At 57.0% G+C, this 24,993-nt stretch carries 22 protein-coding genes; 13 read left to right on the top strand and 9 right to left on the bottom strand.

What is annotated here, in order from left to right; genetic code table 11:
* Positions 1-292 precede the first annotated feature (292 nt).
* The 3 genes from HB630_RS19405 (at position 293) to HB630_RS19395 (ending at position 4,618) form a co-directional block, all read left to right on the top strand.
* Positions 293-2,629, top strand: coding sequence for a Tex-like N-terminal domain-containing protein (locus HB630_RS19405; RefSeq protein ID WP_213773882.1), 2,337 nt, complete (start codon positions 293-295; stop codon positions 2,627-2,629).
* Between the two features lie 452 nt (positions 2,630-3,081).
* The gene (locus HB630_RS19400) at positions 3,082-3,678 is read left to right on the top strand and encodes a PEP-CTERM sorting domain-containing protein (protein WP_213773881.1); all 597 of its coding nucleotides are present in this window, start codon (positions 3,082-3,084) and stop codon (positions 3,676-3,678) included.
* A 568-nt stretch (positions 3,679-4,246) separates the two neighbouring features.
* Complete coding sequence (locus HB630_RS19395; protein ID WP_213773880.1) at positions 4,247-4,618, top strand: H-NS histone family protein; 372 nt, start codon at positions 4,247-4,249, stop codon at positions 4,616-4,618.
* Between the two features lie 488 nt (positions 4,619-5,106).
* On the opposite strand, the gene HB630_RS19390 is transcribed toward HB630_RS19395, so the two are convergent.
* Both HB630_RS19390 and HB630_RS28675 read right to left on the bottom strand, forming a co-directional pair.
* Positions 5,107-5,526, bottom strand: a complete 420-nt coding sequence (locus tag HB630_RS19390) for a VanZ family protein (RefSeq protein WP_213773879.1) — start codon at positions 5,524-5,526, stop codon at positions 5,107-5,109.
* A 925-nt stretch (positions 5,527-6,451) separates the two neighbouring features.
* On the bottom strand, positions 6,452-7,069 hold the full coding sequence (locus tag HB630_RS28675) for a PEPxxWA-CTERM sorting domain-containing protein (protein ID WP_213773878.1): 618 nt from the start codon (positions 7,067-7,069) through the stop codon (positions 6,452-6,454).
* Positions 7,070-7,422: 353 nt separating this feature from the next.
* Between HB630_RS28675 and HB630_RS19380 the strand changes: the two genes are divergently transcribed.
* Complete coding sequence (locus tag HB630_RS19380; RefSeq protein ID WP_213773877.1) at positions 7,423-8,658, top strand: glycosyltransferase family 4 protein; 1,236 nt, start codon at positions 7,423-7,425, stop codon at positions 8,656-8,658.
* 25 nt (positions 8,659-8,683) lie between these two features.
* On the opposite strand, the gene xrt is transcribed toward HB630_RS19380, so the two are convergent.
* From xrt to HB630_RS19365, 3 genes are all read right to left on the bottom strand, one after another.
* Positions 8,684-9,613: an exosortase gene (gene xrt, locus HB630_RS19375; RefSeq protein ID WP_213773876.1), complete on the bottom strand. Its 930-nt coding sequence runs from the start codon at positions 9,611-9,613 to the stop codon at positions 8,684-8,686.
* A 62-nt stretch (positions 9,614-9,675) separates the two neighbouring features.
* On the bottom strand, positions 9,676-9,903 hold the full coding sequence (locus HB630_RS19370) for an XrtV sorting system accessory protein (protein ID WP_213773875.1): 228 nt from the start codon (positions 9,901-9,903) through the stop codon (positions 9,676-9,678).
* 14 nt (positions 9,904-9,917) lie between these two features.
* The gene (locus HB630_RS19365) at positions 9,918-10,811 is read right to left on the bottom strand and encodes a hypothetical protein (protein WP_213773874.1); all 894 of its coding nucleotides are present in this window, start codon (positions 10,809-10,811) and stop codon (positions 9,918-9,920) included.
* A 202-nt stretch (positions 10,812-11,013) separates the two neighbouring features.
* On the opposite strand from HB630_RS19365, the gene epsI reads away from it, so the two are divergent.
* Both epsI and HB630_RS19355 read left to right on the top strand, forming a co-directional pair.
* Positions 11,014-11,715, top strand: coding sequence for an exosortase-associated protein EpsI, B-type (epsI, locus tag HB630_RS19360; protein ID WP_249780924.1), 702 nt, complete (start codon positions 11,014-11,016; stop codon positions 11,713-11,715).
* A gap of 139 nt (positions 11,716-11,854) precedes the next feature.
* Positions 11,855-12,463, top strand: coding sequence for a serine protease (locus HB630_RS19355; protein WP_249780923.1), 609 nt, complete (start codon positions 11,855-11,857; stop codon positions 12,461-12,463).
* Here HB630_RS19355 and HB630_RS19350 read toward each other — a convergent pair.
* Positions 12,457-13,062 (bottom strand): CpsD/CapB family tyrosine-protein kinase, encoded by a 606-nt coding sequence (locus tag HB630_RS19350; protein ID WP_249780922.1) that lies wholly within the window; start codon positions 13,060-13,062, stop codon positions 12,457-12,459. The two genes, HB630_RS19355 and HB630_RS19350, sit on opposite strands and share 7 nt — an antisense overlap.
* Positions 13,063-13,278: 216 nt before the next feature.
* Entirely contained in the window at positions 13,279-14,646 is a 1,368-nt protein-coding gene (locus HB630_RS19345) for a sugar transporter (RefSeq protein WP_213773873.1), read from the bottom strand.
* 245 nt (positions 14,647-14,891) lie between these two features.
* On the opposite strand from HB630_RS19345, the gene HB630_RS19340 reads away from it, so the two are divergent.
* The 3 genes from HB630_RS19340 to HB630_RS19330 all read left to right on the top strand — a co-directional run bounded on the left by HB630_RS19340 (position 14,892) and on the right by HB630_RS19330 (position 17,734).
* Positions 14,892-15,737, top strand: a complete 846-nt coding sequence (locus HB630_RS19340) for an AAA family ATPase (RefSeq protein WP_213773872.1) — start codon at positions 14,892-14,894, stop codon at positions 15,735-15,737.
* Positions 15,738-15,807: 70 nt separating this feature from the next.
* On the top strand, positions 15,808-16,452 hold the full coding sequence (locus tag HB630_RS19335) for a polysaccharide biosynthesis/export family protein (protein ID WP_249780921.1): 645 nt from the start codon (positions 15,808-15,810) through the stop codon (positions 16,450-16,452).
* Complete coding sequence (locus HB630_RS19330; protein ID WP_213773871.1) at positions 16,367-17,734, top strand: hypothetical protein; 1,368 nt, start codon at positions 16,367-16,369, stop codon at positions 17,732-17,734. The genes HB630_RS19335 and HB630_RS19330 overlap by 86 nt, the downstream gene beginning before the upstream one ends.
* 115 nt (positions 17,735-17,849) lie before the next feature.
* Here HB630_RS19330 and HB630_RS19325 read toward each other — a convergent pair whose 3' ends face one another.
* Together HB630_RS19325 and HB630_RS19320 are read right to left on the bottom strand one after the other, a co-directional pair.
* A complete protein-coding gene (locus tag HB630_RS19325; protein ID WP_213773870.1) occupies positions 17,850-20,186 on the bottom strand; it encodes a tetratricopeptide repeat protein in 2,337 nt (778 codons plus the stop codon).
* A 91-nt stretch (positions 20,187-20,277) separates the two neighbouring features.
* Complete coding sequence (locus HB630_RS19320; protein ID WP_213773869.1) at positions 20,278-21,543, bottom strand: WecB/TagA/CpsF family glycosyltransferase; 1,266 nt, start codon at positions 21,541-21,543, stop codon at positions 20,278-20,280.
* A gap of 344 nt (positions 21,544-21,887) precedes the next feature.
* Here HB630_RS19320 and HB630_RS19315 point away from each other — a divergent pair, with 344 nt between their 5' ends.
* The 4 genes from HB630_RS19315 (at position 21,888) to HB630_RS19300 (ending at position 24,987) form a co-directional block, all read left to right on the top strand.
* Positions 21,888-22,415, top strand: a complete 528-nt coding sequence (locus HB630_RS19315) for a serine acetyltransferase (RefSeq protein WP_249780920.1) — start codon at positions 21,888-21,890, stop codon at positions 22,413-22,415.
* A 1-nt stretch (position 22,416) separates the two neighbouring features.
* On the top strand, positions 22,417-23,430 hold the full coding sequence (locus HB630_RS19310) for a glycosyltransferase family 2 protein (RefSeq protein WP_213773868.1): 1,014 nt from the start codon (positions 22,417-22,419) through the stop codon (positions 23,428-23,430).
* Positions 23,431-23,544: 114 nt separating this feature from the next.
* Complete coding sequence (locus tag HB630_RS19305) at positions 23,545-23,994, top strand: DapH/DapD/GlmU-related protein (RefSeq protein ID WP_249780919.1); 450 nt, start codon at positions 23,545-23,547, stop codon at positions 23,992-23,994.
* A gap of 6 nt (positions 23,995-24,000) precedes the next feature.
* Positions 24,001-24,987: a glycosyltransferase gene (locus HB630_RS19300; protein WP_346656113.1), complete on the top strand. Its 987-nt coding sequence runs from the start codon at positions 24,001-24,003 to the stop codon at positions 24,985-24,987.
* Positions 24,988-24,993: the final 6 nt, after the last annotated feature.

Genomic DNA, 24,993 nt, shown 5'->3' with positions numbered 1-24,993 from the left:
TGTAAAGTCTACCATCCGGCCAGGCTTCGGAAAATCAAAGAATTTTGCTTACGTCAGTTTGGGCCTCGGCGGCTGCTCCGTCCTGGACATCTGCACGGTCAATCTGTCGCACGGCTCAGACATGTCCATATTGACGCGGCGCAAGAATTTATCACCGATACTCCGTCGCCGAGGCCGTCCACAGATCAATTTGTTTGGTGCGACGGGTTGAAGAAGCGAGCGGCGATAGTCCATAAGCGTCCTCCCCGCGGCGGGTGATTCACTTCCGCGACAGGCTTCAGAGAGATTGCACGTGGCAAATATCTATCGACAGATCGCCGAAGAGCTTGGTGTCCGTGAACAACAGGTGGAGGCGACGGTTGAGTTGCTCGACGGCGGCGCCACCGTTCCGTTCGTTGCGCGATACCGCAAGGAGATCACCGGTGCGCTCGATGATGCGCAACTGCGCATGCTTGAGGAGCGTCTGAATTATTTGCGCGAGCTCGAAGAGCGCCGCGTCGCGATTCTCAATTCGGTCCGCGAGCAGGGCAAGCTCGATGCCGCACTGGAAGCGGCCATTCTGGCTGCGGACAGCAAGGGCCGGCTGGAAGACATCTATCTCCCGTTCAAGCCGAAGCGTCGCACCAAAGCCGAGATCGCCAAGGAAGCCGGCCTGGAGCCGCTGGCTGACCTGTTGCTGGCGCAGCCGGAGAACGATCCGCAAGCTGTGGCCGCGCCGTTCATCGACGCCGACAAGCAGGTGGCCGATGCCGCTGCCGCGCTCGACGGCGCGCGCGCCATCCTGGTCGAACGTTTCGCCGAAGACGCCGACTTGATCGGCGCGTTGCGTGAACAGATGTGGTCGGCCGGCCGGATGACCTCCACCGTGCGCCACGGCAAGAAAACCGAGGGCGAGAAGTTCAAGGACTATTTTGAGTTCAGCGAGCCGCTCACCAAACTGCCATCGCACCGGATCCTCGCGCTGTTCCGCGGCGAAAAGGAAGAGATCCTCGACCTGCAGATGCTGGCTGAGCCGCCCAACGCGACGCCAGCCGCCGTCAGCTCCTATGAGCTGAAGATGATGCAGCGCTTCTCCATCGCCGACCGCGGCCGGCCGGGCGATCGCTGGCTGGCCGAGACCGTGCGTTGGGCCTGGCGCACCAAGATCCAGGTTCATCTCAACATCGATTTGCGGATGCGGCTGTGGACCGCGGCCGAGCAGGAGGGTATCCGGGTGTTCGCGTCGAACCTGCGCGACCTGCTGCTGGCGGCGCCGGCCGGCGCGCGCGTCACCATGGGTCTCGATCCGGGCTTCCGCTCCGGCGTCAAGGTCGCCGTCGTCGATGCGACCGGCAAGGTGGTTGCGACCGCCACGATCTATCCGCACGAGCCGGCGCGGCGCTGGGACGAAGCATTGGCGGTATTGGGTAAGCTTGCGCGCCAGCATCGCGTCGACCTGATCGCGATCGGCAACGGAACCGCCTCGCGCGAGACCGACAAGTTGGCGACCGAACTGGTGAAGCTGCTGCCCGAATTGAAGATGTCGAAAATCGTAGTGTCGGAGGCCGGCGCCTCGGTCTATTCGGCGTCGGCCTTTGCTTCCGAGGAACTGCCGGAGCTCGACGTCACCCTGCGCGGCGCGGTGTCAATCGCGCGGCGGCTGCAAGACCCGTTGGCCGAACTGGTCAAGATCGATCCGAAGGCGATCGGGGTCGGGCAATACCAGCATGATCTCGGTGAGAACAAGCTGGCGCGCTCGCTCGATGCCGTTGTCGAGGACTGCGTGAATGCCGTCGGCGTCGACGCCAACACCGCTTCCGCGCCGCTGCTGGCGCGCGTTTCGGGCATCGGCTCCGGGCTGGCGCAGAGTATCGTCCAGCACCGCGACGCCAATGGACCGTTCAAATCTCGCAAGGCTCTGAAAGACGTGCCGCGGCTGGGGCCAAAGGCGTTCGAACAATGTGCCGGCTTCCTGCGCATCACCGATGGGGAAGACCCGCTCGACGCGTCGGGCGTTCATCCGGAGTCCTATCCGGTGGTGCGGCGGATCCTTGCTGCGACCAAGAGCGATATCAAGGCGCTGATCGGCAACGCCGAGATCCTGCGCCAGGTCAAGCCGCAGAGCTTTGCCGATGACACCTTTGGCTTGCCGACCGTGACCGACATCCTCCGCGAACTGGAAAAGCCCGGCCGCGATCCGCGCCCGACCTTCAAGGCCGCGGTGTTCAAGGAAGGCGTCGAGACGCTGAAGGATCTCAAGCCGGGCATGGTCCTCGAAGGCACCGTCACCAACGTCGCGGCGTTCGGCGCCTTCGTCGATATCGGCGTGCATCAGGATGGACTGGTGCATATCTCGGCGATGTCGAAGACTTTTATCAAGGACCCGCGCGAGGTGGTGAAGTCGGGTGACGTCGTCAAGGTGAAGGTGCTGGAGGTCGAGGTCGAACGCAAGCGCATCGCTCTGACGCTGCGGCTAGACGATGATCCCGGCAGCAGGGGCGAGCGTCCGGCGCAAGGGATGCCGCGCGACAATTCTCGCGCATCGATGACATCGTCGGCGCCGCGCAAGCCGCAACAGCCGTCCAACGGCGGGGCGCTTGCGGAGGCTTTGCGCCGCGCCGCCGAGAAGCGCGGCAGCAGCAAGGCTTAAAGCAGGATCGGTTCTGATTCACGCGAACCGGAATCGCTTCGCTCGAAAATGCCGTAGTTAAGGAGCAGCGAGCCAAGCCGGCGCTTTGGGTTTTACGAGGCGCATTTTCAAATTGCACAAAGCGAATAGCTGAAACGGGTGTCTCGGGCGGAGGTACCGATACGTCGGCATCCGCAAACTGCAGCGTGCATTCAGGTGGTTATTTTCTTCATTATTCCTGGCCGCCGGATAGCCCTTTCCCGATGGGCGAGTAGGACCTCGGTACAGGGCTATTTAAAAGGCCTTTTAATTTAAAGGCCCCTTTCCGGCCACGTCGATTCTTGTCGCGATCGCAGGCCAAATAGCATTGAACGGCTTTGCAAGAGGGGTTGTCACCCCTTTGTCACGACGCTGTCAAACCTTCGTTCTAGTTAATTAAATATTAATTTTGTACTGCAAAATGGGGATTTGTTATGTTTCGTGCAAAGCTCACGTCCGCGCTGATGGCAAGCGCCGTGCTCGCCAGCATCGGCCTTTCGAACGCCGCCCGTGCCGAGATCGTTGACTACACTCTCACCTTCAACAGCGACGGCTCGTCCGTCGGCACCGCAACGCTTTCACTGGATCTTCCGAGCGCGAATTCGACGCTGGTCGTGGGCGATAAAAATAATACGTCGGACTTCATCAGCCTCACGGGAACGATTGGTGGAAATCAGTTCACCGTGTCGCCCAGCAATTTCGCCGGAATTTTCGCATCGCAAACCAGCATCGGCATGGTTGGCGGCTTCACGATCAATGATGGTCAGATCGAAGCTATTTCTGCTCCCTTTGGCGGACAGGGGATCTTCGCCGGGAATTTCTTGTTCTTCACTGGAGATGGCTCCGACATCCGCCCCGGCCTGGATTTCGAATATGGTAGCGTGTTTGGCACGGTCGCGGTCAGCGGCCCGATGGTTGCCGCCGTTCCCGAGCCCTCGACCTGGGTGATGATGATTCTCGGCTTTGCCGGCCTTGGTTTTCTGGCATACAGGCAGTCGCGCAAGCGCACTGTGGTGCTTGCCTCAGCCTAACCGAAATAAATATACGCATAACGAGGCCGCCTTCGGGCGGCCTTTTTGTTAGTGTTGGATTTTACTTGGTGGGCTGGGTGCCGTGTCGCTTCTTCCTTGAACCTATCGGTTCTGATTGGATCAGAACCGGGTTCTCATATTTTGTTTTGACGGACCGCATGCCGCTTCGCTCGAAACGCTATAGCTGCGTACGCGCCCGTATCTTTCAAAGCGTGCGCCGCGTCGCGCGTGAGTTGCGGTCAATTGGAGCTGTCGAATGGTCGCGGAATGATCGGTGTAAGGCAGTGCCGGATCGGCGCTTACCTATTCGTATCCGGTTAAATGACCCGCCTGCAACTGCCAGTTTCATTGGGAGCAAGCTTGCCGGGTGCGCTGGTCTTCCTTTCGAGCACAGCAAATTCTCTTTGGGTAGAACTGCTTATTAGGCCGAGCCGCTCGGTTGTCCGATCAAATTCAACCGGTGTTTGAATTTTTTCGTTGCGCGACCTGGATCCTTTGAGGGTGGCAAACATTTATTTAACGAGTAGGATTATATATTCGACAACGAATCAAAAATTCGAAGGAAGCGATGAACAGGAAATTGAACCTCAATGCGATGTCCGTCGACGAGATGTGGCAGCTCCATGAGGAGATCAGCAAAGTTCTGTCTGTCCGTTTGACCTCAGAAAAGCGCGAGCTCGAAAAGCGGCTGTCGCAGCTTCGACGTGAGAAAGAAATACAATCCGTGGAAGCCCCCGATCGGGCTTCCGGGGAGCGGCGGAAGTATCCGCGGGTTTATCCAAAATACCGGAATCCGAACGAGCCTTCCGAGACATGGTCGGGGCGCGGAAAGCAGCCGAGATGGCTCGCGGCGGCGCTGAAGACGGGACATACGATAGACGAATTCGTGATCGCCAATTCAGAGGCAATGAAGAGCAATTCTCGCCGGCGGCGCGCATAAGCAGGGCAATTCCGGTCTATTTTCGTTCGGCATCTGCATCGGAGCTGTTTCATGAGGGTCGTGTTGAGCGTGGTCCTGGTGTTTTCCTTCTTTGGAATTGCAGCCGCAGGCGAGGCCTTCGTCGGCCACGGCAAAGTGCGATTTGCGGATGCCGCAACGGATGCATGCCTGGCCAGTTGCTCCAGCCAAAATAATTCCTGCAAGCGCGTCTGCCCCGCGACGCTCAGCACGCCCTGTCTAAGCTCCTGTGATAGCCAAGAACAGACGTGCAAGCAAAGCTGTCAGAACAAATAGCGGGACCTGCGGCGGGCTGGCAGTTCAATTGAACCTGCCGGGCTATACCCTGTGCCTGCGAAGTTTGGACCGTGGGGCTCTGGCGGAGTTTTGCCAAATTCAGCCACGCCGCAGGACAGGTGATATATCCGGCATAGTTTGCGCGTCGTTTGCGGCAGCGTGTTTTATTATTTTCGAAGCCGAACGCCGATGGCTTATCTCTGGCGGGTCAGCCGCGATCTGCGCAATCCGATCCACTGAACGGCTTTCACAACAGCGATGGCGGCAGCGCCGCCGGCTATTTTCTCGACGGCATCCAGCACCCTGGCGTGCCGATCCGGCGTCAGGTTCTGCAAAATCTCAAGAAACACGGCTCCGCCGAGAACGATACAGCAGACAACAATCGTGTGCCGGGGATGGGCGATGGCAAAGAGTGCGCCGAGCACCGCAAACACGATAATATGTTCGAGGTGGGCATATGTCTTTATTTCCGGTCGCATTAAAAGCGGCGCTAGCCGATGGTAGATTGAATATGGCAAGCCGACATGGGCCAAGGTTGCGTAAGTAATTATGATGGTGGCCAGCCAAGCTGCGGTAATGAACAGTTTACTCCAGCCAGTCCCTTGCTTCTGCAACGAAGCTAATTCCATTTGCAGGGAGTTGGCTGTTTCGCCTTGCTTCGGATCGCTCCGATCGTCCCCATGGTTTGTTTCAGGTCGGACTGCGTTCGCAAAATAGCCTGACGCAGCTTCAGCACCTCCTCATAGCGGACACTTAGCGATTTCTGTGTCGGCTGTCCCAGAGCAGATCTCAAACTTTTCCTGCGACGTCTCACCCGTTACTCCAACCGCAACCGTTCTCTATTCAAAATAAATTGGATTTCTCTCGTTATTACAATGCAAACCATAGGGGGTTTGAGTCGAGGTGCAATGGAATTCATCCGTTAAGCTTGATGCACTCGGCAAAGGTTAATCGGTAAGGAAGCTTATCTTACCTTTGGCGCTATTGCGTCGGCTCCTATGCGGTGATCGCCCCGATTTCATGTGACAATCCAGGTAATCCCAATGGATTTTAGGAACTTCGTGCGAAACTCGCGAGTCGACTATTTGTTATCGGGCGGTTGGAACTGAAAGTCGCCGCTGACATGAGTCCGTCATAAATGTCATGGATGCAGGTTGTGATCTAACATCGTACTTCGCGATTGCTGCGTGGCACCGAACCTTGTCGCAATATCGAATGACGTAAGCTGAAGACGACATCATCGACCGCTGCAGAAGGCGCGGCGGGCCTCTCGGAAAATGGGGCACATGTTCTTAGATCACTGATGCCTGGATCATTGGCTTCAAATCGGAGTGGGCTCGCTTGAGCAGGCCGGCAGCAAATCCGGATTTTCAAGCGATCAAAGAAAAGCCCGTCTGCCATTTATTAAAGGCTTCGAGCAAATATAAATTATTCGGGCGAAGCGTATTCCACTTCGCCCGAAGAAATGCACCAAGACAAATGGGAGAGCCCGGTTCTGATTCAATTAGTACGGATAAGGCTCATGCGGTGCCAGGTGGATCAGCAGGCCGCCGTGGTGGGAGCCGCCCTGTTCTTCCGTCGATGGGCCAGGAAGCCGAGGCCGGCGAAGCCCAGCACCATCATCGCCCACGTCGACGGTTCAGGAACCGCCGCAGTGATCGGCGTCACCGTAACTTCGGAAAAATGGCCATTTTCATCGACGAGAAATAACGTGGCCAAACTCGCCAGTTGGTCGGTGCCAAAGAAGAAGTCGGCGGACTGTTCGCCTGGCCCAATCGTTTCAGGATTGACCGAGTAGTAAGGCCGCCCGCGCCGATAATCTGTCGTGCCAGGCTGCGTGGAATAATAAAAACCGTTCTCCGAACCCCACAGCGACCTTGTTTTCCCAGCATCCCAGCCCTTGTCAGTGGTCCAATCGCTGACATGCGCGGCCAGAGGGTTCGTCACCGAAAACGCATAGATATATTCAGGCGAGTATCCGCGGTCGTCGGAATTGTTGATGACCGTGTAATAACTGGTATTTCCAGGCCCTGCGGTTTCAATCACCTCGAATTCAGGCTCGCTCAGAACGGAAGCCTTTGCAGAAGTCAAAGCCATGGTCGCCAGAGGAAAAACCAGAGATAAAATGTAGATGAAGCGCTTTGCGGAAATGTCCACTGTATTACCCCAAGTTAAAGATTTGTGACTATTACTTCATGGTTTGATTAAATCAAGAGCGGAAATCGATTAATCTCTATTAAACTGGGTTGGCCGGTTTCGTCGAACGCGCCGGTTATTGTTGCCCTGCCATTGCCAGTGCAGAAATAGTAAATCTCCTCCGTTAAGGCGCCGATCGAACGCGTGGGTGTGCCCGACGGGTCGTGTCCATTGGAGCCAAAAATCAGCAAAAGATGTTAGCTTGGACGGCAATGGCATAGTTAACGCATGCTCTGGCTGCGCGTCGAAACAGAGAAGCGGGCCCACGTCGGTTCTGCTCGCCTATCGAAAAGCTGAAGATATCCAGGTGAAAAATGCGAGTGATATTGGTCGCGGATAATGCCTCCACCCGATTTGGCGGCGAGGCATTTATTCCCTTCAATTATTTTAGATTATTGCGCTCCAGAAATATCGACGTCCGGCTCGTGGTGCATGCGCGCAATCGCTCCGAACTCGTTGAGCGTTTCCCAGAGGATTTGGATCGGCTGCATTTTGTTGAGGATACGGAGTTCCACAAGACGCTGTTCCGCCTCGGACAGCTTTTGCCCCAGCGGCTCGCTGAGGCGACCACGGGTTTGTTGATTCACCTGACAACGCAGTTCGTCCAGCGCCGCATCGTTCGTGACCTCGTCAGGAAATTCGACATCGACGTTGTGCATCAGCCGATTCCTGTGTCGCCCAAGGCGCCTTCGCAGATGTTTGGCGTCGAGGCCTCCGTGGTCATGGGACCTCTTAACGGTGGCATGAAATACCCGCCAGCTTTTCAAAAAGAGCAAGGAAGACTTGCGACCGTCGCGATGGCCCTAGGACGTGCAATTGCAGTCTTTTTCAATTTGATCATTCCTGGAAAACGGTTCGCTCAATTGATCCTTGTCGCAAATCGTCGCACGCGTGACGCGTTGCCATGGGGCATTAAGGGACGAGTCGTTGAACTGGTGGAAAATGGCGTCGATCTGTCGATCTGGCAACGCAAGCCGATCGATACATGGTCAGGATCCGCGATCCGGCTGATTTTTGTTGGCCGGCTGATCGATTGGAAAGCGCTCGAAATCGTCATCGAGAGTATGCGCCGTGCGAGTCATCAAATCGCCGTGTCCTTTGAGGTCATCGGAGATGGGCCAATGCGCGAGACGTGGCAAGATCTCGTTCGAAAGCTGGGACTTGGGTCTGCGGTAAGGTTCTCGGGCTTCTTGTCGCAGCGCGAATGCGCGCAACGTCTGCAGGAAGCCGACGTGCTTGTTTTACCGAGCCTGTTTGAGTGTGGAGGCGCCGTAGTCCTGGAGGCCATGTCGGTGGGGTTGCCTGTCATTGCTACCGCGTGGGGAGGTCCTTTGGACTATCTCGACGAAACCTGCGGCATACTGATCGAGCCGGCGTCTCGGGAAGCGATGGTTGCCGGCTTTAGCGATGCAATCATCAAGCTGGGCAGCTCCGCGCCATTGCGGGCTCGCATGGGCCAAGCGGGCTACGACCGCGTTCGCCAGCACTTCGACTGGGAGCGCAAGATTGATCAAGTCCTGATGCTCTATGCGTCCCTTGCCCGGACCTGATCAAAGCGATTGCGCGACGGAAAGGTCAGGTGCTCGTCATCGCTGCCGAATTGGGCCGAGACCGCCGCGTTCTGACGATGAAATTGCCGATCAGACTGATCAGGCCGTCGCAAGCGAACATCAGCAGGACCGCGACGATGAACAGGGCAATGCCGGTCATGTCGTGCAGAACGCCTTCGATCTTTTCGACACCGCCGTAATAGGCAATCAGAACCAGTGCTACCACCCTGAGAAAATTAGCGGTAATCGTGATCGGGACGATCAAGGCCAGAAGGATAAGCCCCCGGATTTTTTCGTGCCAGCGAAACGCGTAAACATAAAATACGCCGATCGCGGAAAGCGCGAAGATTGAGTTTAGCCCGGAACAGGCATCCTGGACCAGGAGCTGATAGGGGCCAATCTCGATGACCACGCCATTTTGCGCGATCGGATAGCCGAGCGCATATAGTCCGTTTGTCACAAGATCCGAAATGAGAACCTTGAGCGGTACGGTCGCGCCATCGACCATCCATCCCGGAGCGGGTGCAGAGAAGATCAAAAAGCCGATTGGAAAGGCAACGATTCGCAGCACCTGCCAGCCGGCCAATATCAAGATGCACCCTGCCAGCACCGGAATCTCGGAGGCGACCTCCGTAAACCAGATGTCTTGATTGCGTGACAGCACGAGGACTATGAGGCCGCCGATGAGGGCGAGCCACCCCGGAAGGGGTGAAGGGGAGAGCGTGGCCTTCCGCAATTTGTCGCGTGATTGCCAGACCAGCCAAACGGCCGCGGCTATAATCAGCGGGCCATGTCCTTCTTGCTCGGTCTGCCACGGCCCCTGCGCGAGGGTGATGAAGGTCGGGATATAGGCGACGATGACCGAGGCGGCCAGCAGCGCGGGCCACAACAGGCTCCGGGTGGCCTGTGATTTTGTGGTGATCAATGCCTCAGAGTAGCTCATGACAGGAACCAACCAAGCTGATTTCGGGCGACGTAAAAAAAGCTATCCAGCGTTCAAACATGGGCCAACGTCGATCAGAAGCTTTGCCTTACAATTAGCGCAGCATAACCGGCTCCCGCAACGACCAAAATCAACGCAAACAGCGGCAGCCCAGCGTTGCCGAGTTGATTGGCGATTGCAAAAACGGCGGCTGAAATCGTCAGGTGCAGCAAGGTTCGGGTGTCGCGGGTCGTAAACTGGAAAAAAGCGATCACCAAGCCTGCAAAGCAGGCCACGGTCAAAAAATCAAAGGCCGTGTTCATTTCGGCTCCCGCCCTTATTTCTCGGTGGGAGCGGCATCTTTGCCCATGATACCGGCATAGTCTCCCTCGTATTTGGCCTCTAGATTGGCCGCCACTGAGGTCATGCTGATCTCGGATTTAACGATATCCTGCCTCAGATACTGACGGGCCGCGTTGATGGCGGCTTCCCCTTCCAGCGGCCGCGGCTCTTGACCCGTTACCTTAAAAAATATGCCATTGACGCCGGCCCGCAGAAAGAAAATGTCGTCAGCCTGTCTTGCGATGATCTTGTCGAGCAGATCCTGGGGAACGTCGCCGCTGCCGATCACGCCGGTCGAGCGACCATGCTGCACTCCCATAGACGTCAGTTTCTGGTCGACCTCATCGAGCGTTTTCATTTCCTTGGTCGCGTCAAGGACGGCTGGTGAGGTCGCGCTCAGCGGAACAGAAATCTGCTCCACCGACATGATCTGGCGATTGGCGAACTTCATCGGATTGTTAGCGATGTAGCTGTCGATGTCGGTATTCGAAATCGACGCGCTCTTGGTGGTTACGTCGCGCGTGACCAAGGCGTTGGCGAGCGTCAATTCCCTTGAACGCAAGATATCGAGGAGCACGGTCGGTTCGCGATCGAGCTTGGCGTCGAGGGCCTGCTTGACCATGTATTTTCGTGTGACAAGTTCACCGAGGACACGCTTGATAGTTTCCGGATCCTTGCGCATTTCGCCGGACACATTGGCCAGGCGGAATTCATTATCGAGTTCCTGGATGGTGACCACCTGATCGCCAAGCTTGGCCACCACCTGGCTTTTTGATGCTTCGGTCTGAACGTCGGCGTTCTTGCTGCAGCCGGCCAAGACGAGGCTGCCCAGGCCAATAAGAAATCCCGCGCGCAAGGCAGTGGCGGACATATGGTTCCAGATTGTCATCAAAAGCTCCGGTGGGCGTTCAGCCCGTTCTCATAACGGGATATCGCCCGTCGGTCGACCTGTCGCCGATATAGCGCGAACAAATCTCATAAGAATACGTCGTTTATATTAATGGCCGAACGGATTAAAATTGCCGTCGCCGCCTGTCCAGACCGGGATTTTGGGCTATAAATCGTTCGTTTATGGGTGCGATTAAAGGGACATGGAGAAGATGCGAATTAATCCGGTTCAGGCCATATTGGCCGCGGTAGTTATTTTATGCGCTGCCGGCCTTTCGGAGGCCCTGCGGCCGACCGAATTGCTCGCCAGCACGCAACGAGCGCCTGACCTCGAAAAAGTGATCCCAAAGCAATTTGGGCAGTGGCACCTTATTCCCAACGTCAGCCTCGTGACCCCCAGCGAGCCCGAGACCTACCTTAAAAGTGAACTTGAGGCGCGCATTTATAGCCAGGAAGTCACCCGTGCATATGCCGATACGGACGGCAATATGGTGATGTTTCTGGTCGCGTATGGCCCGGTGCAGAATTACCGTCTCAAATCGCATTTGCCGGAAGTCTGCTATGGCGCTGCCGGTTTTCGGGTCTCGGCAAAAACTGTCGCCGAATTCACCTATCAAGCAGGTGTAGCTCCGCTCACGGTCAGCCGGCTGATCGCGCAAAAGGAGCGCCGGTTTGAGCCGATCACCTATTGGATGAAAGTTGGCGGCGATGTGGCTACGGGGGTTTTCGATCGTCAAATCGCACGCATGAAGTATGGTCTGCAGGGTATAATTCCAGACGGCGCGCTGATCCGGGTGTCGACGGTTGGCCTATCGGAGAGAGCCTCCTACGAGCTGCAGGACCGGTTCATTCATGATTTGCTCGAAGCTTTGGCGCCTCGGGATCGAAAATTTTTCACGGGCTAACTGCGCAAAATTGCCGAAACGTCTTGATCGATGGTGCTGTTTTGAATCACATCAAGGAATGTGGATATGGCGTAGTTTGTTTGTTTTGCTCGTCTTGAGCCTTCCTGGCCAAGGTTACGCTTCAAGCCCTGAAGATTCGTTGTCGATCTACGGAGTCGGTGTCAATGGCGGCGCCGGCGTCTATCTTGGTAATGGCCTCGTGCTGTCGGTTGCGCACGTGGTCGGCGGCGGCATTATCGACAGGCCCACCATCACGGTCGCGGGTCAGCAACGCTCCGCGACCGTCGTCAAGGAAAGTCCGTTTGAGCAGCTGGATTTGGCCGTTCTTGAGTTCGACGAATCGCGTCTGCCGATAAGCCTGCGATTGCGGAGAATCACCCTCTGTCAGGGCACGCCCTGGCCGGGCGAGCAAGTCATCAGTCTGTTGGGGCAGACCCCGGTGCGGTCGCATATCCTGTCGCCTCTGGCTCTTCCGCCGGAAACAAGACGATTTTCCACCGTGATCCGCGATGTGGCGACGACTGGCAATTCCGGGTCAGGGGTTTTTGATGCAGATCGCAAATGTCTGCTTGGAGTCATGAGCCGAAAAATATCTCAGATGCGGATGCGGAAGGATACCGGCGAGAAGAAGATGCAAGACATTGCCAAGTATTTCGTGCCAGCCGCGACCATTGCCGCGTTCATGCCGGCACGATTTGGGTTGATGCCCGAGAGCAATCCGCCGAGCCAGTTTTCCGGCCATCAATAATAGCCGTAATAGGAGTCTTTTACCTCGGTGACGCGGTTCACCACGACACGGACCACTGGCGTGGTTTTCAAGTGCTTGCGGCACTCCTTGATGTCTGCAAGCGAGGTCGTGCCGACGCCGGCCACCAGCAGAACGGCTTCCATTTGTGGCAACACGGAAATGACGTCGTCGCCGGTCAGCATCGGCGGCATATCGAATATGACGAGCCGGGATCTGAATTCACGTTTGACGGTTTGCAGCACGGTATTCATGTTCTGCGAAGCCATCCATTCGGATGAGCCGGATTTGCAGACCTCACCGGGCAAAACCAGTATTTTGCTCGGCCCGATGCCGGCTTCGGTGATGACGCTCGTAAGGCTCGCTTCGCCTTTGAGCACGCTTAAGAGGCCGCCGTTACCTGGCAGACCAAGATATTCCGCGACCTTTGGTTTTTTGAAATCGAGGTCGACCAGAAGCACCGACCGTTCCGCCAGGCGGGCGATACTGAGCGCAAGATTGCAGGCTGTAACGGACTTGCCGCAGTCGGCGGTTGCCGAGGTGATTGCAAGAAACTGCCAGCCATTGTCATCCATCTCCCGGAGAACCTGGGTGCGCAGCATGTCATAAAGGCCGCCGCGCGGATCGATGGGATCGTGCGCCACGATCCGCATGGATTCGAGGTATCGGGCATCAAGCTGTACTGTTTTGAGCTGCGGCGACTCGTCCGCGGCTCGCGCAACGCCAACAGGCGTGCTGTGCGGATTGCCTGCCCGCGCGAGTTCGACGGCTTGCCTGATTGAATCCACGCGTGCGTTCTCCGGGGAAGATTGACTGACCTACTTAAAAAGTCCAACGCGGGCCTTTGCAAGGATCAGGTCGAGTGGCGGCAAAAACAAATAGGCCGCAATGAGCGCCGCCGCGACGATAGCCAGTCCCAGCGCAATTGTAGCCCAAAGCCACTGTTTCCGTTTTCGAAGCTCGGCTTTGGTGGTGATGTAGGGTATCGCGACAACCAAATGGCTATCGACGATGCTGAAAACATCACTGCTGCGGCGAATGGTTTTGTCGGCTATTTCCGCCAGGAATGCCAATCCGCCGCCGGCGGCAAAGGCAAGGAGCAGGGCCATGCCGGCGATTTTGCGCCGGTTCGGCTTGGTCGGCTCCTGTGGAACGGTAGGCTGCTCGATGACCTCGAGTTTTTCCGATTGCTGGTCCTTTTCCAGCGTTTCGCCCATCTGCGCCGCCGCGAGTTTCGCCGACGCGGTTTCCAGGTCCTTTTGAACGCTCTCTTGTTGTGCTTCCAGCGAATCGAGCGGAACCGGAGAGTCGGCTCCGTTTTGCGGCGGCGGCGTTGCGGCCTTTTCCATCGCTTCGATCTGCCGCTTCAGCGCTTGCATCGTGGGATGGCGATCCGAATAGAGCGCGCTCTTCTGAACCAATTCTGCTTTCAGCTGAGCCAACGGGCTCGGCTGGTCCGAGGTCGATGATCCTGCCGATTTTACTTGTGTGAGTTTGACCTGGGCAATCTTGGCATCGATCGCCGCATTATCGGCCTGCAGCCGCTGTACTTCCCGCGCCAGGAATTTGGTCGTGTCGGAAGCGCGGCTGGTGCGGTCGCGCAGATCTTCATTGAGGATACGCGTGACCAGCTCATTGGCCACCTTGGCCGCGACCTCCGGATCAGACGCCTCGAAACTCACCGTGAACGCAACGGTCGGATTATCGTCTCGGCGTGTCTGCGCGAAGGTAAGCGGCAGAGCCACAGGCTCGATCCTGGTGTCTTTGCGCATCAGATCGACCTGCTGGGTCGCTGACATGAAATTGCGCCGCTCCGGGAAGAGCTGAAACTTGTCGATAATGGCTAGCAGGTTTTCACGCGTCATCGTGCGTTGCTCGATGACCTGGATGCGTTCTGTGGCGGCGCTTGTCACCGTTGGGCGGACAAGCTCGGTCGGAATTTGCTGGGATTCAACCAGGATCTTGCCGGTCGATTCATACGACGCCGGCCAAAGCGCCGCAGCCGCCAAGCCGGCCGACAACACCAGGACAAAGGGAATCGCAAAGAAAACGGCCCGGCGCTTGATTAAATGCCAATAGAACGACGGCCGCAGCAGATGGCTTTGGTCGGGTTCCTCGTCAACCGGCGGCTGGAACTGGAAAGTCCGCCCTTGACCGTCATCTTCACGATCGAGCTTCTGCAGCATGTAAAATCCGATTGCGGTCGCGACGCAGGTAAAACCGAGCCTAGGAATATTAGCCTTAGTGTATAGCATCAAACTTGCATGAACGCACCAAGACAAAGCTCGCGTCGTTAATAGGCGGCCGCGGGAGTTCCGGGCCGCCCCCTCTTTAAAAGCACCTCCGCGGTTTACCCTGCCGCTGTAAAATATGCGGGTCGTCGCATAAACTGGTATGATAGGGTCAAGGATCGAGATTTTCAGGAAATTTAATGTACGAGGCTTTTTACGAGCTCCGGGGTAAGCCGTTCTCGATTCTGCCGGATCCCGACCTGATCTACTGGGGGCGGATGCACAGCATGGCCTTCACCATGTTGGAATTCGGCGTGATGAACAATGCGGGTTTTACGGTGATTACCGGCGAAATCGGGTCTGGCAAAACCACCCTGGTCCGGCATCTGCTCAAGAAATTGCCGACGAATATCTCGGTCGGTTTGATTTCGAATTCCCCGCAGGGGCGGCAGGAATTGCTGCAGTGGATCATGATGTCGCTCGGGCGGTCGTTCGAGGGCGACTATCCGACGCTGTTCAAACGGTTGCAGGACTATCTACACGGCCAATATGCCGGCGGCCGCCGCACCATTCTGATCATCGATGAAGCGCAAAATCTCGAGCCCGAAGCGCTGGAGCATCTGCGCATGATCTCCAACATTAATGCCGATCAGCATCAGATCCTTCAATTGATCCTCGTGGGCCAGCCGCAGCTACGGGACCTTCTGCAATCGCCGCAGCTGCATCAGTTTGCGCAGCGCATTTCCTCCGACTTTCATTTGCGTTCACTCGGTGAGCGGGACGTGGTGAATTATATTTCCTTCCGGTTGCAAAGCATGGGGGGGCCGGCGCCGCCGCGTGCCTTGTTTACGCTCGAGGCGTGCAACAAGATCGCCGCAGCCAGCGGCGGAATTCCGCGGATGATCAATATTCTCTGCGATACCGCACTGGTTTATGGGTTTGCCCGGGGGGAAAGGGCTATTTCAGCAGAGCTTGTCGACGACGTCATTGCAGACAAGCAACAGTATAGTATTTTTCCACTCCGTAATGCCCTCGCGGCCCGTTAAGCATTTGTGGAATATAATATTGCGGTTTAATGGTGTCAGAGTGGGGAACCCATATTAACTGCTGTTTTGCTTGACCGCCGTTTTGCCCGGATTTTACTCGGCGAGGGCTGGCGGTATGGAGATAAGCATGCGATTTTTGATATTATTGCTTGGCCCCGTCCTTGGCCTGGCTGTCTTGGCATCGGCGGCCGCGGCGCAAACGCTCAAACCCGGCGATAGTCTCAGCATCAGCGTCATGCAGGATCCCAAGCTCGATCGGCAGGTATTGATCGATCCCTCCGGACAGATCGCCGTCCCGCTGGCTGGGCACATTCGCGCCGAGGGCCTCACCCCGCAGGCCCTTGAACGCATCCTGAAAGAACGGCTGAAGGACAACTACAAGGATGAAGATCTGGACATCACTGTAGGGCTCTCCGGCACGACCGTTCCAGAAGAAGACCTAAAGCCGAAGGTCTTCATCACGGGAGAAGTCGGTCGGCCTGGTGCTTACGTGGTCCGGCAAAAGACGACCTTGATGCAGGCCATTGCCTTGGCGGGTGGACTTGGCCCCTATGCCGCCAAGCGGCGCATCATGGTTCGCCGCAAGAGCGAGCCTGGCGAGAATATCTATACGTTCGATTATCGCGCCTATGAAGCCGGACAAGACTTGGAAGGCAATATTACGCTGCAGGCCGGCGACGTCATCATGGTGCCGGAGCGGGGTCTGTTCGAATAATCAGTTATCAGCGCCAAGGCCACCGCCCGTGAAGAGAATCATTTTAGCGGTCTTGGTGGGCTTGGGCGCTGTTCCTGTCCATGCGACGGACTGGGCGCTCAATTCGACATTGACCGAAAATGTCGAGGTCAACGATAATCCATATTTGCGCGCCGTGGTCGCCGGCGCATTCGATTCCTATTCGAACATTGCCGCCAATGCGGTGGCGAAGACGCCGGACTCCAAGTTCAATTTCGATGGCGACATAAATTATCGGAAGTATTGGGGACCGGGAGCCGCCGACGCACCGACCGAATCGATGGGCGGCGACGCCAAGCTGCATTACGAAAACTACGGCAAAAACAGCGCTGATCGTACTTATCTGGACGCTGGCTGGACACGCCAGAGCACGGCGTTTGCGCTGTTGGGCCAACTCGGCCTGGTCACCAATAGCCAGGGCTTTATCGACAACACCAGTCTTTCGGGTGGCGTTGATCATGCCATTACCAATCTCGACACGATCAGCCTGTCGGGTCGGTCCAGCTATACCAGCTACGATCCCGGCGGCGGTGGCACGACCTTTGTCGATTCCGGGGCGACGGGCAGCTGGCGCCACCGGGTCAATTCGCAGACGACGTTTTCTGCGTCCTCGGACGTCGAAGAGCTCAGTTACAACAACACGCTGAATTCCAGCGTCACGATGTTGAAGGAGAATCTGGGCGTCGATGCGACTCTGTCGCCGTTGTTAATTTTCAGTGGCACCGCTGGTGTTGCCTATGTGAAAACCGACAACGGTAGTCCGGCGATATCGCTGGCGTCCCTGAGTCCTAATGCATCAAGTTCGGGCTCGGCTGCGGATTTCATCACCAACATGGTGCTGACGTATAAAATGTATCCGGACACCACGATTACCTTCAATGGAATCCAATCGATCTCACCGAGCTTAGTGGGTTCACTGATGGAAACGACCTCGGTCGGCGCCAGCGTCAATTATACCGTCAATTCGAAAGAGACGTTGTCGTTCGGCACCAACGGCTCGCGCACGACGTCGTCGGGGACGACGTCCGACTATATGTCGACGTCGGTGACCTATGGTTATCTGTTCACGCGGGAATGGTCCGCCCAGTTGACCTACCGCTATATGCACCGCTTTGCGGATAGTGGAACTGCGGCTTCCGGCCTTGTGATCGATCCGGTCACGGGCATCCCGGTTCCAACTTCATCGGCTCTCGGTGCGGCCAACTCGAACAGCATCATGCTGGTGGTTTCGCGCAGTGTCAGCGTCTTGCCGGACGGCTATTAGAGCCTTTCGATTCCGATGGAATCAGAATCGAGACTCTATTTTTGTTTGACGCGTTTCTTCAGGTTTGCGCGCGAGATCATGCTCGAAAGTTGACGGCGGGCGACGCGCGCCCGCGTCACTTCATTGCGGCGAGGATATTGGTCTTCAGCGGCGTGCCGTCGGGTTCAAGGGCAAGCGCCGCCTTGAATTGCTCGCCGGCTTTGGCCGTATCTCCGTTGGCGGCGTAACTCATACCAAGGTGATAATGCACCACCGCCGAATTGGACATGCTGCTCACGACCGGCTCAAGGATCGCAATGGCGGATTTGTAATCGCCCTTTTTGAACTGCGCCCAGCCATAGGTATCCTGGAATTGCGGCAAGCTCGCGCCCTTTAATTTTTCGGCAAGCGCAATTCCGCGATCGAGGCTTTCCTTGTCGGACCGACTATCCAAAATCAGGCTGGCGAGATTGTTGATCACCACCGGTGAATTGGGTTGATCCTTGATCAGGGTCTCGTATTGCGACACGGCCGTGCCTGGATCACCCTTGAGGATCTCAAGCGCTGCCGACGTCAGGCGCAAATTGATATTGTCAGGCTGCTCCTTGAGACCCGCCTGGATTACCTGCATAGCGCCGTCATAGTTCTTCTGGCGGGTATAGAGATCGGACAGCGCATGGTAGCCGCTAGAATCCTTTGGCTGCTTGGCCATGGCGGTCTTGAAGTCTTGCGAGGCGTCGTCGGGCTTGTTCTGCGCCAGCTTTGTTTGGCCCATCCAGACCAGAAATTCTGCATTGTCCGGAAACTTCTTGAGCATTTGCTGCAACAGAGTCTCGGCCTTGTCCGCTTTTCCAAACTTGAGATAGCTGGTTACCAGCGAACCGATCGGCTGAACTGCATCCGGTATCGCGGCATGGGCGTCTTCCAGCGCGCTCAAGCTCTCATCAATCCGGTTTTGGCCGGCCAGCGCCGAGGCCCGGATTTCGTCGGAGAGTACGCGGCCATTGTCACGCTTGGATATGGCGTCGGCGACGGCCATCGCGCCAGTCCAGTTCTGCCGCGCCAAGCGAAGCTGCGCGAGCGCGGCCAGCAGCCTGGTATCGCGCGAATTTTGCGTCAAAACCTGGTTCAAGACATCCTCGGCGTGGGCGAGGTCGCTGCGGCGTTGCAGAAAAGCAATGTATTGCAGCGCGATATCGCTGTTTTGTCCGGAAACCTTCAACGCATCCGCGTATTGCCGCTCGGCGAGTTCGGTTTTGCCGCTGCGTTCGTAGGCGGTCGCCATTAGCATCAAAAGATCCGGCGATTTTGGCTGATCATTGAGGGCCTCGCGCAGATCGGCAATGGCGCTGTCGAACTGTTCTTTTTGAATCGCGATGGCCGCACGCAGGCGAAGCCCGGTCGTGTTGCGCCGGTCCTTTTGCAGAATCTCCGCGATGAGCGGCTCGGCTGCCGCCATATTTCCCTTGTTCACATACATTTCGGCAAGTCTGGCTTGCGCCGCTACCTTGCGTTCAGGAGCCATGGCGCCGTTGGCCAAGTCCTGCAGTTGTTGCGCTGCCTGCGACAGATCTCCATCGGCGAAGTTCACTTCTGCCAGTGCGATCTGATAATCGAATACGTCCCCGCCCCCCTTGATGCGCGTTTCAAGTTCGCTGCGGGCAGCTTTCGATCCCTTGGTCGTCATGAGAAAGCGAACGAGATCCATTCCCGCTTTGCTGTTCGCCGGCGCAGCATCCGCAACGGTGCGCAATTCGTGCTCGGCGTCATCGAAATCGCGGCTGGCGATATAAAACTGGATCAACTGGCCACGGAGGCTGGTTTCCTTGGGATTGTCCGCAATCAGCTTTTTCAGCAAGCCTTCCGCCTGCGGCAGGTCGCCCTTGCGGGCATAGGCTTGCACCTTGACAAGCGAGATCTTGGGGTCGTTGTCCTGCGCGGGCAGGGCGTTCAGCATCTTGAGCGCGCTGTCGCTATCGCCATTAGCGGTCCTGGTGGAAGCGAGCAGGACGGTCGCGTCAATGTTGCTGGGGTCGATCGCGATCGCGCGCTGGGCTTCGCGCTCGGCGCCAGCGGTATCCCTGGTCCGCAACAGAATGAGCGCCTTCAGGGCGTGGAGCGGCGCGCTCGGCTTGTCTCCCTCCTTGGCGGTCTCGATGATCTTGAGCGCCGCATCCGCGCCGCCGCCGCTTAGCATCATCTGCGCTAACTTCAGCCGGGCGTCCAGATCATTGGGGTCAAGCTCGACCACGCGGCGAAGATCGCCAAAAACCGATGCCGGTCCGGCTTTGGTGCGTTCATCCACCCCGACCAAAGCACGCCAGACATCGACCTTGTCGGCTTTATATTTGAGGGCCTTTAAAAATTCGCCGCGCGCCGCCACGTCATCGTGCTTGGCGACCTGCTCCAGTCCCTGTTTGTAATAGGTCTGGGCGTTTTCGTCGGGCGTGCCGCAACCGGCCAAAAGGACCACTGGCAAGCCGGCGAGGAGGCTCAACCGATGGATATTACTTTTAAACCTGATCATTTCTCGCTCTCTGTTCGAAGCTCACGCTGTAGCGCGATCACGCTTCCTCGTTCAACAGGAACCCAAACCCGTTCATGCGGAAGATATACTCCATCCGACGTGTCGCCGCGATGAATGACAGTCGCCTGCCTTGGCGCAACAGCCGTTTTCGTAGCATCAGGAGCAAGCCGAAAAAACGTGTATCGATCGCCGAAATTTGCGACAGATCGATGACAATAGCATTTTGGGCTGCAACCGCGCGCTTGAAAAAGGCGATCGCGGCGTCGATATGCCGTGCGGTCGCGGCTCCCACAAGTTTGATCCGCATGGCTTCGGGTTCCTGGCTGTGCTCGATGACGAGGCCCTCGCGCCGGTCTTTTCCGGTCAGCGATCGAAAAAGATGACGGGCCGATAGAGGCAGCACACAGGTCAGGACGAGGTATAGCAGGCCTCGCCCATCGCTAAAGTAACGACGCCAAAGATATGGTTCCTCCTTAATCCGCCACAGCCATTCAAAACCCCAGCGCTGGACGACAGGGGGCGCACGCCGAACGATACCGGCTTGCAAGTTGATGGTTGCCCCTAACTGCGCGCGAATGGGAATTTCAAGTCGGTCATGATTTTGTAACAACCAGCCCTGGGCCTTTCGCGCCGACAAAAATACCGTCAAAAAATCTGCCTTACTTGCATTGATCCGGTGGATGACGGTGTCCGCGCTCATGTCTGCAATCGAGCCGAAACCTGGATTGAACGCTTCGAGGCAATCCATCCCGCCATGCGCATCGGCATTGATGGATCGGCTCACGGTATCCGCAACCCCCTCGGCGCCGCCGAACAGAAATACCTTCAGCTTGTCGCCCAGCGGCTTGCGCGATCGCAATGCATCGAAAATATCCGATCCCGAGAGCCGCTTCGGTATTGGCGCCCCCAACAGGCGAGCAATCCAGACCATGGGCATGCCATCGACCGGGCAACTGTCACTGACCAGCAAGGATTCTCGAAAATCCTTATCCGACCTGCTCATCATCAAAAAATTGACGTTGGGCGTGGACAATAGAAAGCGTCGGCGTTCAGCCGCCGCTGCATCGATGAGACCGAGCAGCGCGCTCAAGTCCAGCGCATCGATGGGGATACCCAGCACGCCAAACACATTTCGTGACAAATCGTCATGGTCGTTTAATTCCTGTAATTCTTGGCCGTCTAACAAAGCCGCTTTGGCCGGTATGATAGGGTGGCCGAACTGGTGCGTTGCCTCGGGTTCCGCAACGGGTGCCCAATACTGCATTTGCGTCGACCCGGCCGGGCAATCCATTGCAGAAACCAACCAATTATCGCTTTAATAATTTAAAGCCTTAAGGCTGCCATTATGGCACGCCGGCAAAAACGTAAATAGGACTTTTTAAAGTTGATTAATTTAAGCGCCGATCATGCCTCGTGTCGGTGGGGGCGCAAATGTCCTTCGGGGCATCCGTCCCCGCCATTTACGTCATTCTGAATTAAAAGGTCCCAAAAATTCCGATCCATGCTATTTACCGGCAACGGTTATTGCCACATCCACCTCTTACCCGTGCTCGGGTTATTTTGACGGGTTTACCGTTACTATGCGCCCGGAGTGCGCTTTGCTGAGAGGAATTGCGGGCAGGCGTGGGTTGAGCCTTGAGTTGAACAATGTCTGCGAACTCGATTGAGCTTCCTGATGCGATGATGCGGTCATCGGGCATCCCGATCAGCGCGGATGTTCCGGACTGGACCAGGGAGATGCCGCAAACATTCTGGGATCCAGGCCGCAAGCTGCTTGCAACCATCCGGGGCTATCAAAAATGGTGCGGTAAGACCGGCCTGGTCGCGCGCCTATGCTGTAAACTTCATGTGTTGCGTCACCGGTTCTGGAGCGTGGTGACCGGTGCCGACATTCCGCTGAGTTGCCAAATAGGGGGAGGCCTTCTCATCCCGCATCCCAATGGGATTGTGATCCATCCGCAGGCTGTTGTTGGTGTCAATTGCCTGATCTTCCAACAGGTAACAATCGGCTCCCGCTCAAGCGACAGGCTTCCCGTAATCGGCGGTCATGTCGATATCGGCGCGGGTGCAAAGATTCTGGGTAACGTCGTCATCGGCGATCACGCGAGAATTGGGGCGAATGCAGTGGTCACCAAAAACGTCCCAGCGTTTGGGACCGCGATCGGTTTTCAATAACATGATTTGTCCTCTCGCTTCGCCGAGCGCCGGCGCTCTAAACGTTTCCCCTGCGGCTCAGCCATCAGCTGATGTCTCGGTTGTTGTTGTCAATTACAACACCGCCCATCTGCTCAAACGCATGTTCGCGGCGCTTGACGCGGCAACCGCTTCGCTCAAGGTCGAGGTCATTGTTATCGACAATGCGTCGGTGGATGATTCCGTCGCGATCCTGGAGCACGAATATCCGACCGTTACCCTCATTAAAAACAAGACAAATGTTGGTTTTGGCCGCGCCAACAACCAGGCGATTCCGCATCTTCACGGCCGCTACGTGCTGCTCCTCAACACAGATGCGTTCGTTGCAGCGGATACATTGGAAAAGACCGTCTCCTATATGAACGACCACCCCTCTTGCGGCGTGCTCGGGGTTAAGCTGATCGGGGAAGACGGCTCGCTACAGCCATCCTGCCGCTATTTTCCGACGCCTTGGAATGTATTCCTGCGGCGCACCGGCCTGTCCCGTTTTTTTTCGCGCCATCGTTTGGTCGACGACATGGACTGGGATCACGCTTCGGTCCGTCGCTGCGACTGGGTTCCCGGCTGCTATTATCTGGCGCGTGGCGAACTCGTCCGTCAACTCGGTCTGTTTGACCCGCGCTTCTTCCTTTACTATGAGGAGGTCGATCACTGTCGTGTGGTCAAAAATGCCGGCTGGGAGGTCATTTACTATCCTTTCACCGAGGTCATGCATATCGGCGGGGAAAGTGCCAAAAGCAGCAGCGCGATTACGAAAGCAGGGCGGCAAATTTCAGTGCTGCAGATCGAGAGCGAATTTCTTTATTTTCGCAAATATTACGGGCTGGTTGGATTGCTCAGCGGCGTCCTGCTATCGATTTTTGCCGATGCTCTCACGGCGATGAATGGCCTGTTCCGGCGGCTCGATTTTCAAGGCGTTCGAATTGCCTGGCAGCACATCGTGACAGTTTTTAGAATTGTCGGTGCAACCAGATTGGCCGCTCAACCGACGAGATAGGATTGCAAAACGCTCGTCTCATGCATTTGAACACAGCAACCAGCGATGTTTGAGAACATCCGTAACGATTTTTGTGCGCATGACGGGGATTGGGGCGCCCAAGGATTTTGGGTCATGCTGGTATATCGGTTCGGCCGCTGGCGCTACGGGGTGCGGCCGGCCATGGCGCGGAAGCTTTTCTCGCTAATCTACAAGGTGCTGTTCAAATTGATTCAGATCCTCACTGGAATTGAGCTGCCTTGCGAGGCGCAGATCGGCCGCAATTTTGTCATCGATCATTTCGGCGGAATCATCATCAGCGGCTATGCCCAGTTCGGCGACAATTGCCGGGTCCGCAATGGCGTGGTGATTGGACTGCGCCGGGTTGAGGAGAAATCCGCGCCGATCATCGGCGATAATGTCGATATTGGCGCTGGCGCCAAACTGTTGGGTCCGATCCGTATCGGCAATAATGTCCTGATCGGCGCCAATGCCGTGGTGCTGTGTGATGTGCCGGACAATTCGATTGCCGTAGGCGTGCCGGCACGGGTGAAGCCGCGCGACGCCGCGCCAACGACACTGTGAGGCGATGTGGCGCATAGCGCTGAGAGTACATTCGGCATTGTGGCGATCGGCCGCAATGAAGGCGATCGCCTCAAGCGCTGCCTGAGGTCGCTGCCGGCGGGCGCGCCAATTGTCTATGTCGATTCCGGCTCAAGCGATGGATCGGACCAATGGGCGCGCGGGTTTGGCGCGGAGGTGGTGCAACTCGATCTGTCTACGCCATTCACGGCGGCGCGGGCGCGTAACGCCGGCTTTCGCCGGCTGTCGCAACTCAATCGCGATCTTCTCTGGGTGCAGTTTGTCGACGGCGATTGCGAACTCGCCAGCGAATGGCCGGACACCGCCATTTCATTTTTGCAAGGTAACGCCAAGGTTGCGGCGGTGTTCGGCCGGCGGCGCGAACGGGCTCCCGATCGCTCGGTCTATAACCGGCTGTGTGACTGGGAATGGGACGGGCCGGCGGGCGACAGCCGCGCCTGCGGCGGCGATGTGATGATACGGTCTACCGCTTTCCAGGAGGTTGGAGGGTACCGCGATCTCCTGATTGCGGGGGAAGAGCCCGAACTATGCGTGCGGCTGCGCGCGGCCGGCTGGCGCATCGTTCGTCTCGATGCCGAAATGACATGGCACGATGCCGCCATGACCCGCTTCAGCCAGTGGTGGAAGCGTACCTTGCGCAGCGGCTACGCCTTTGCCGAGGGCGCTTATCTGCATGGCGCGCCGCCGGAGCGGCACTGGGTATGGGAATCCCGGCGGGCCTGGATTTGGGGTGTCTTCTTGCCAATCCTGTGCGTGGCGGCGGGCATAGCGCTGATGCCATGGGGCTGGGTCAGTTTTGCGATTTATCCCTTGCAGATGATCCGGCAGTCGTCGCGGGGGCCGGGCGACTTTCGCGAGCGTGCGACCAAGGCTTTCTTTCAGGTGATCGGCCGGTTTCCCGAAGCGCTGGGCCAACTGCAATTCTGGCGCGACCGGCTGTTCAGCCGTAAATCGCTCTTGATCGAGTATAAATGACACTTC

The sequence above is a fragment of the Bradyrhizobium sp. dw_78 genome (assembly GCF_018449525.1).
Classification (GTDB): Bacteria; Pseudomonadota; Alphaproteobacteria; order Rhizobiales; family Xanthobacteraceae; genus Bradyrhizobium.
The sequence above is the reverse complement of the archived record's forward strand: the minus strand, read 5'-3'. Positions and strand labels throughout refer to the sequence as shown.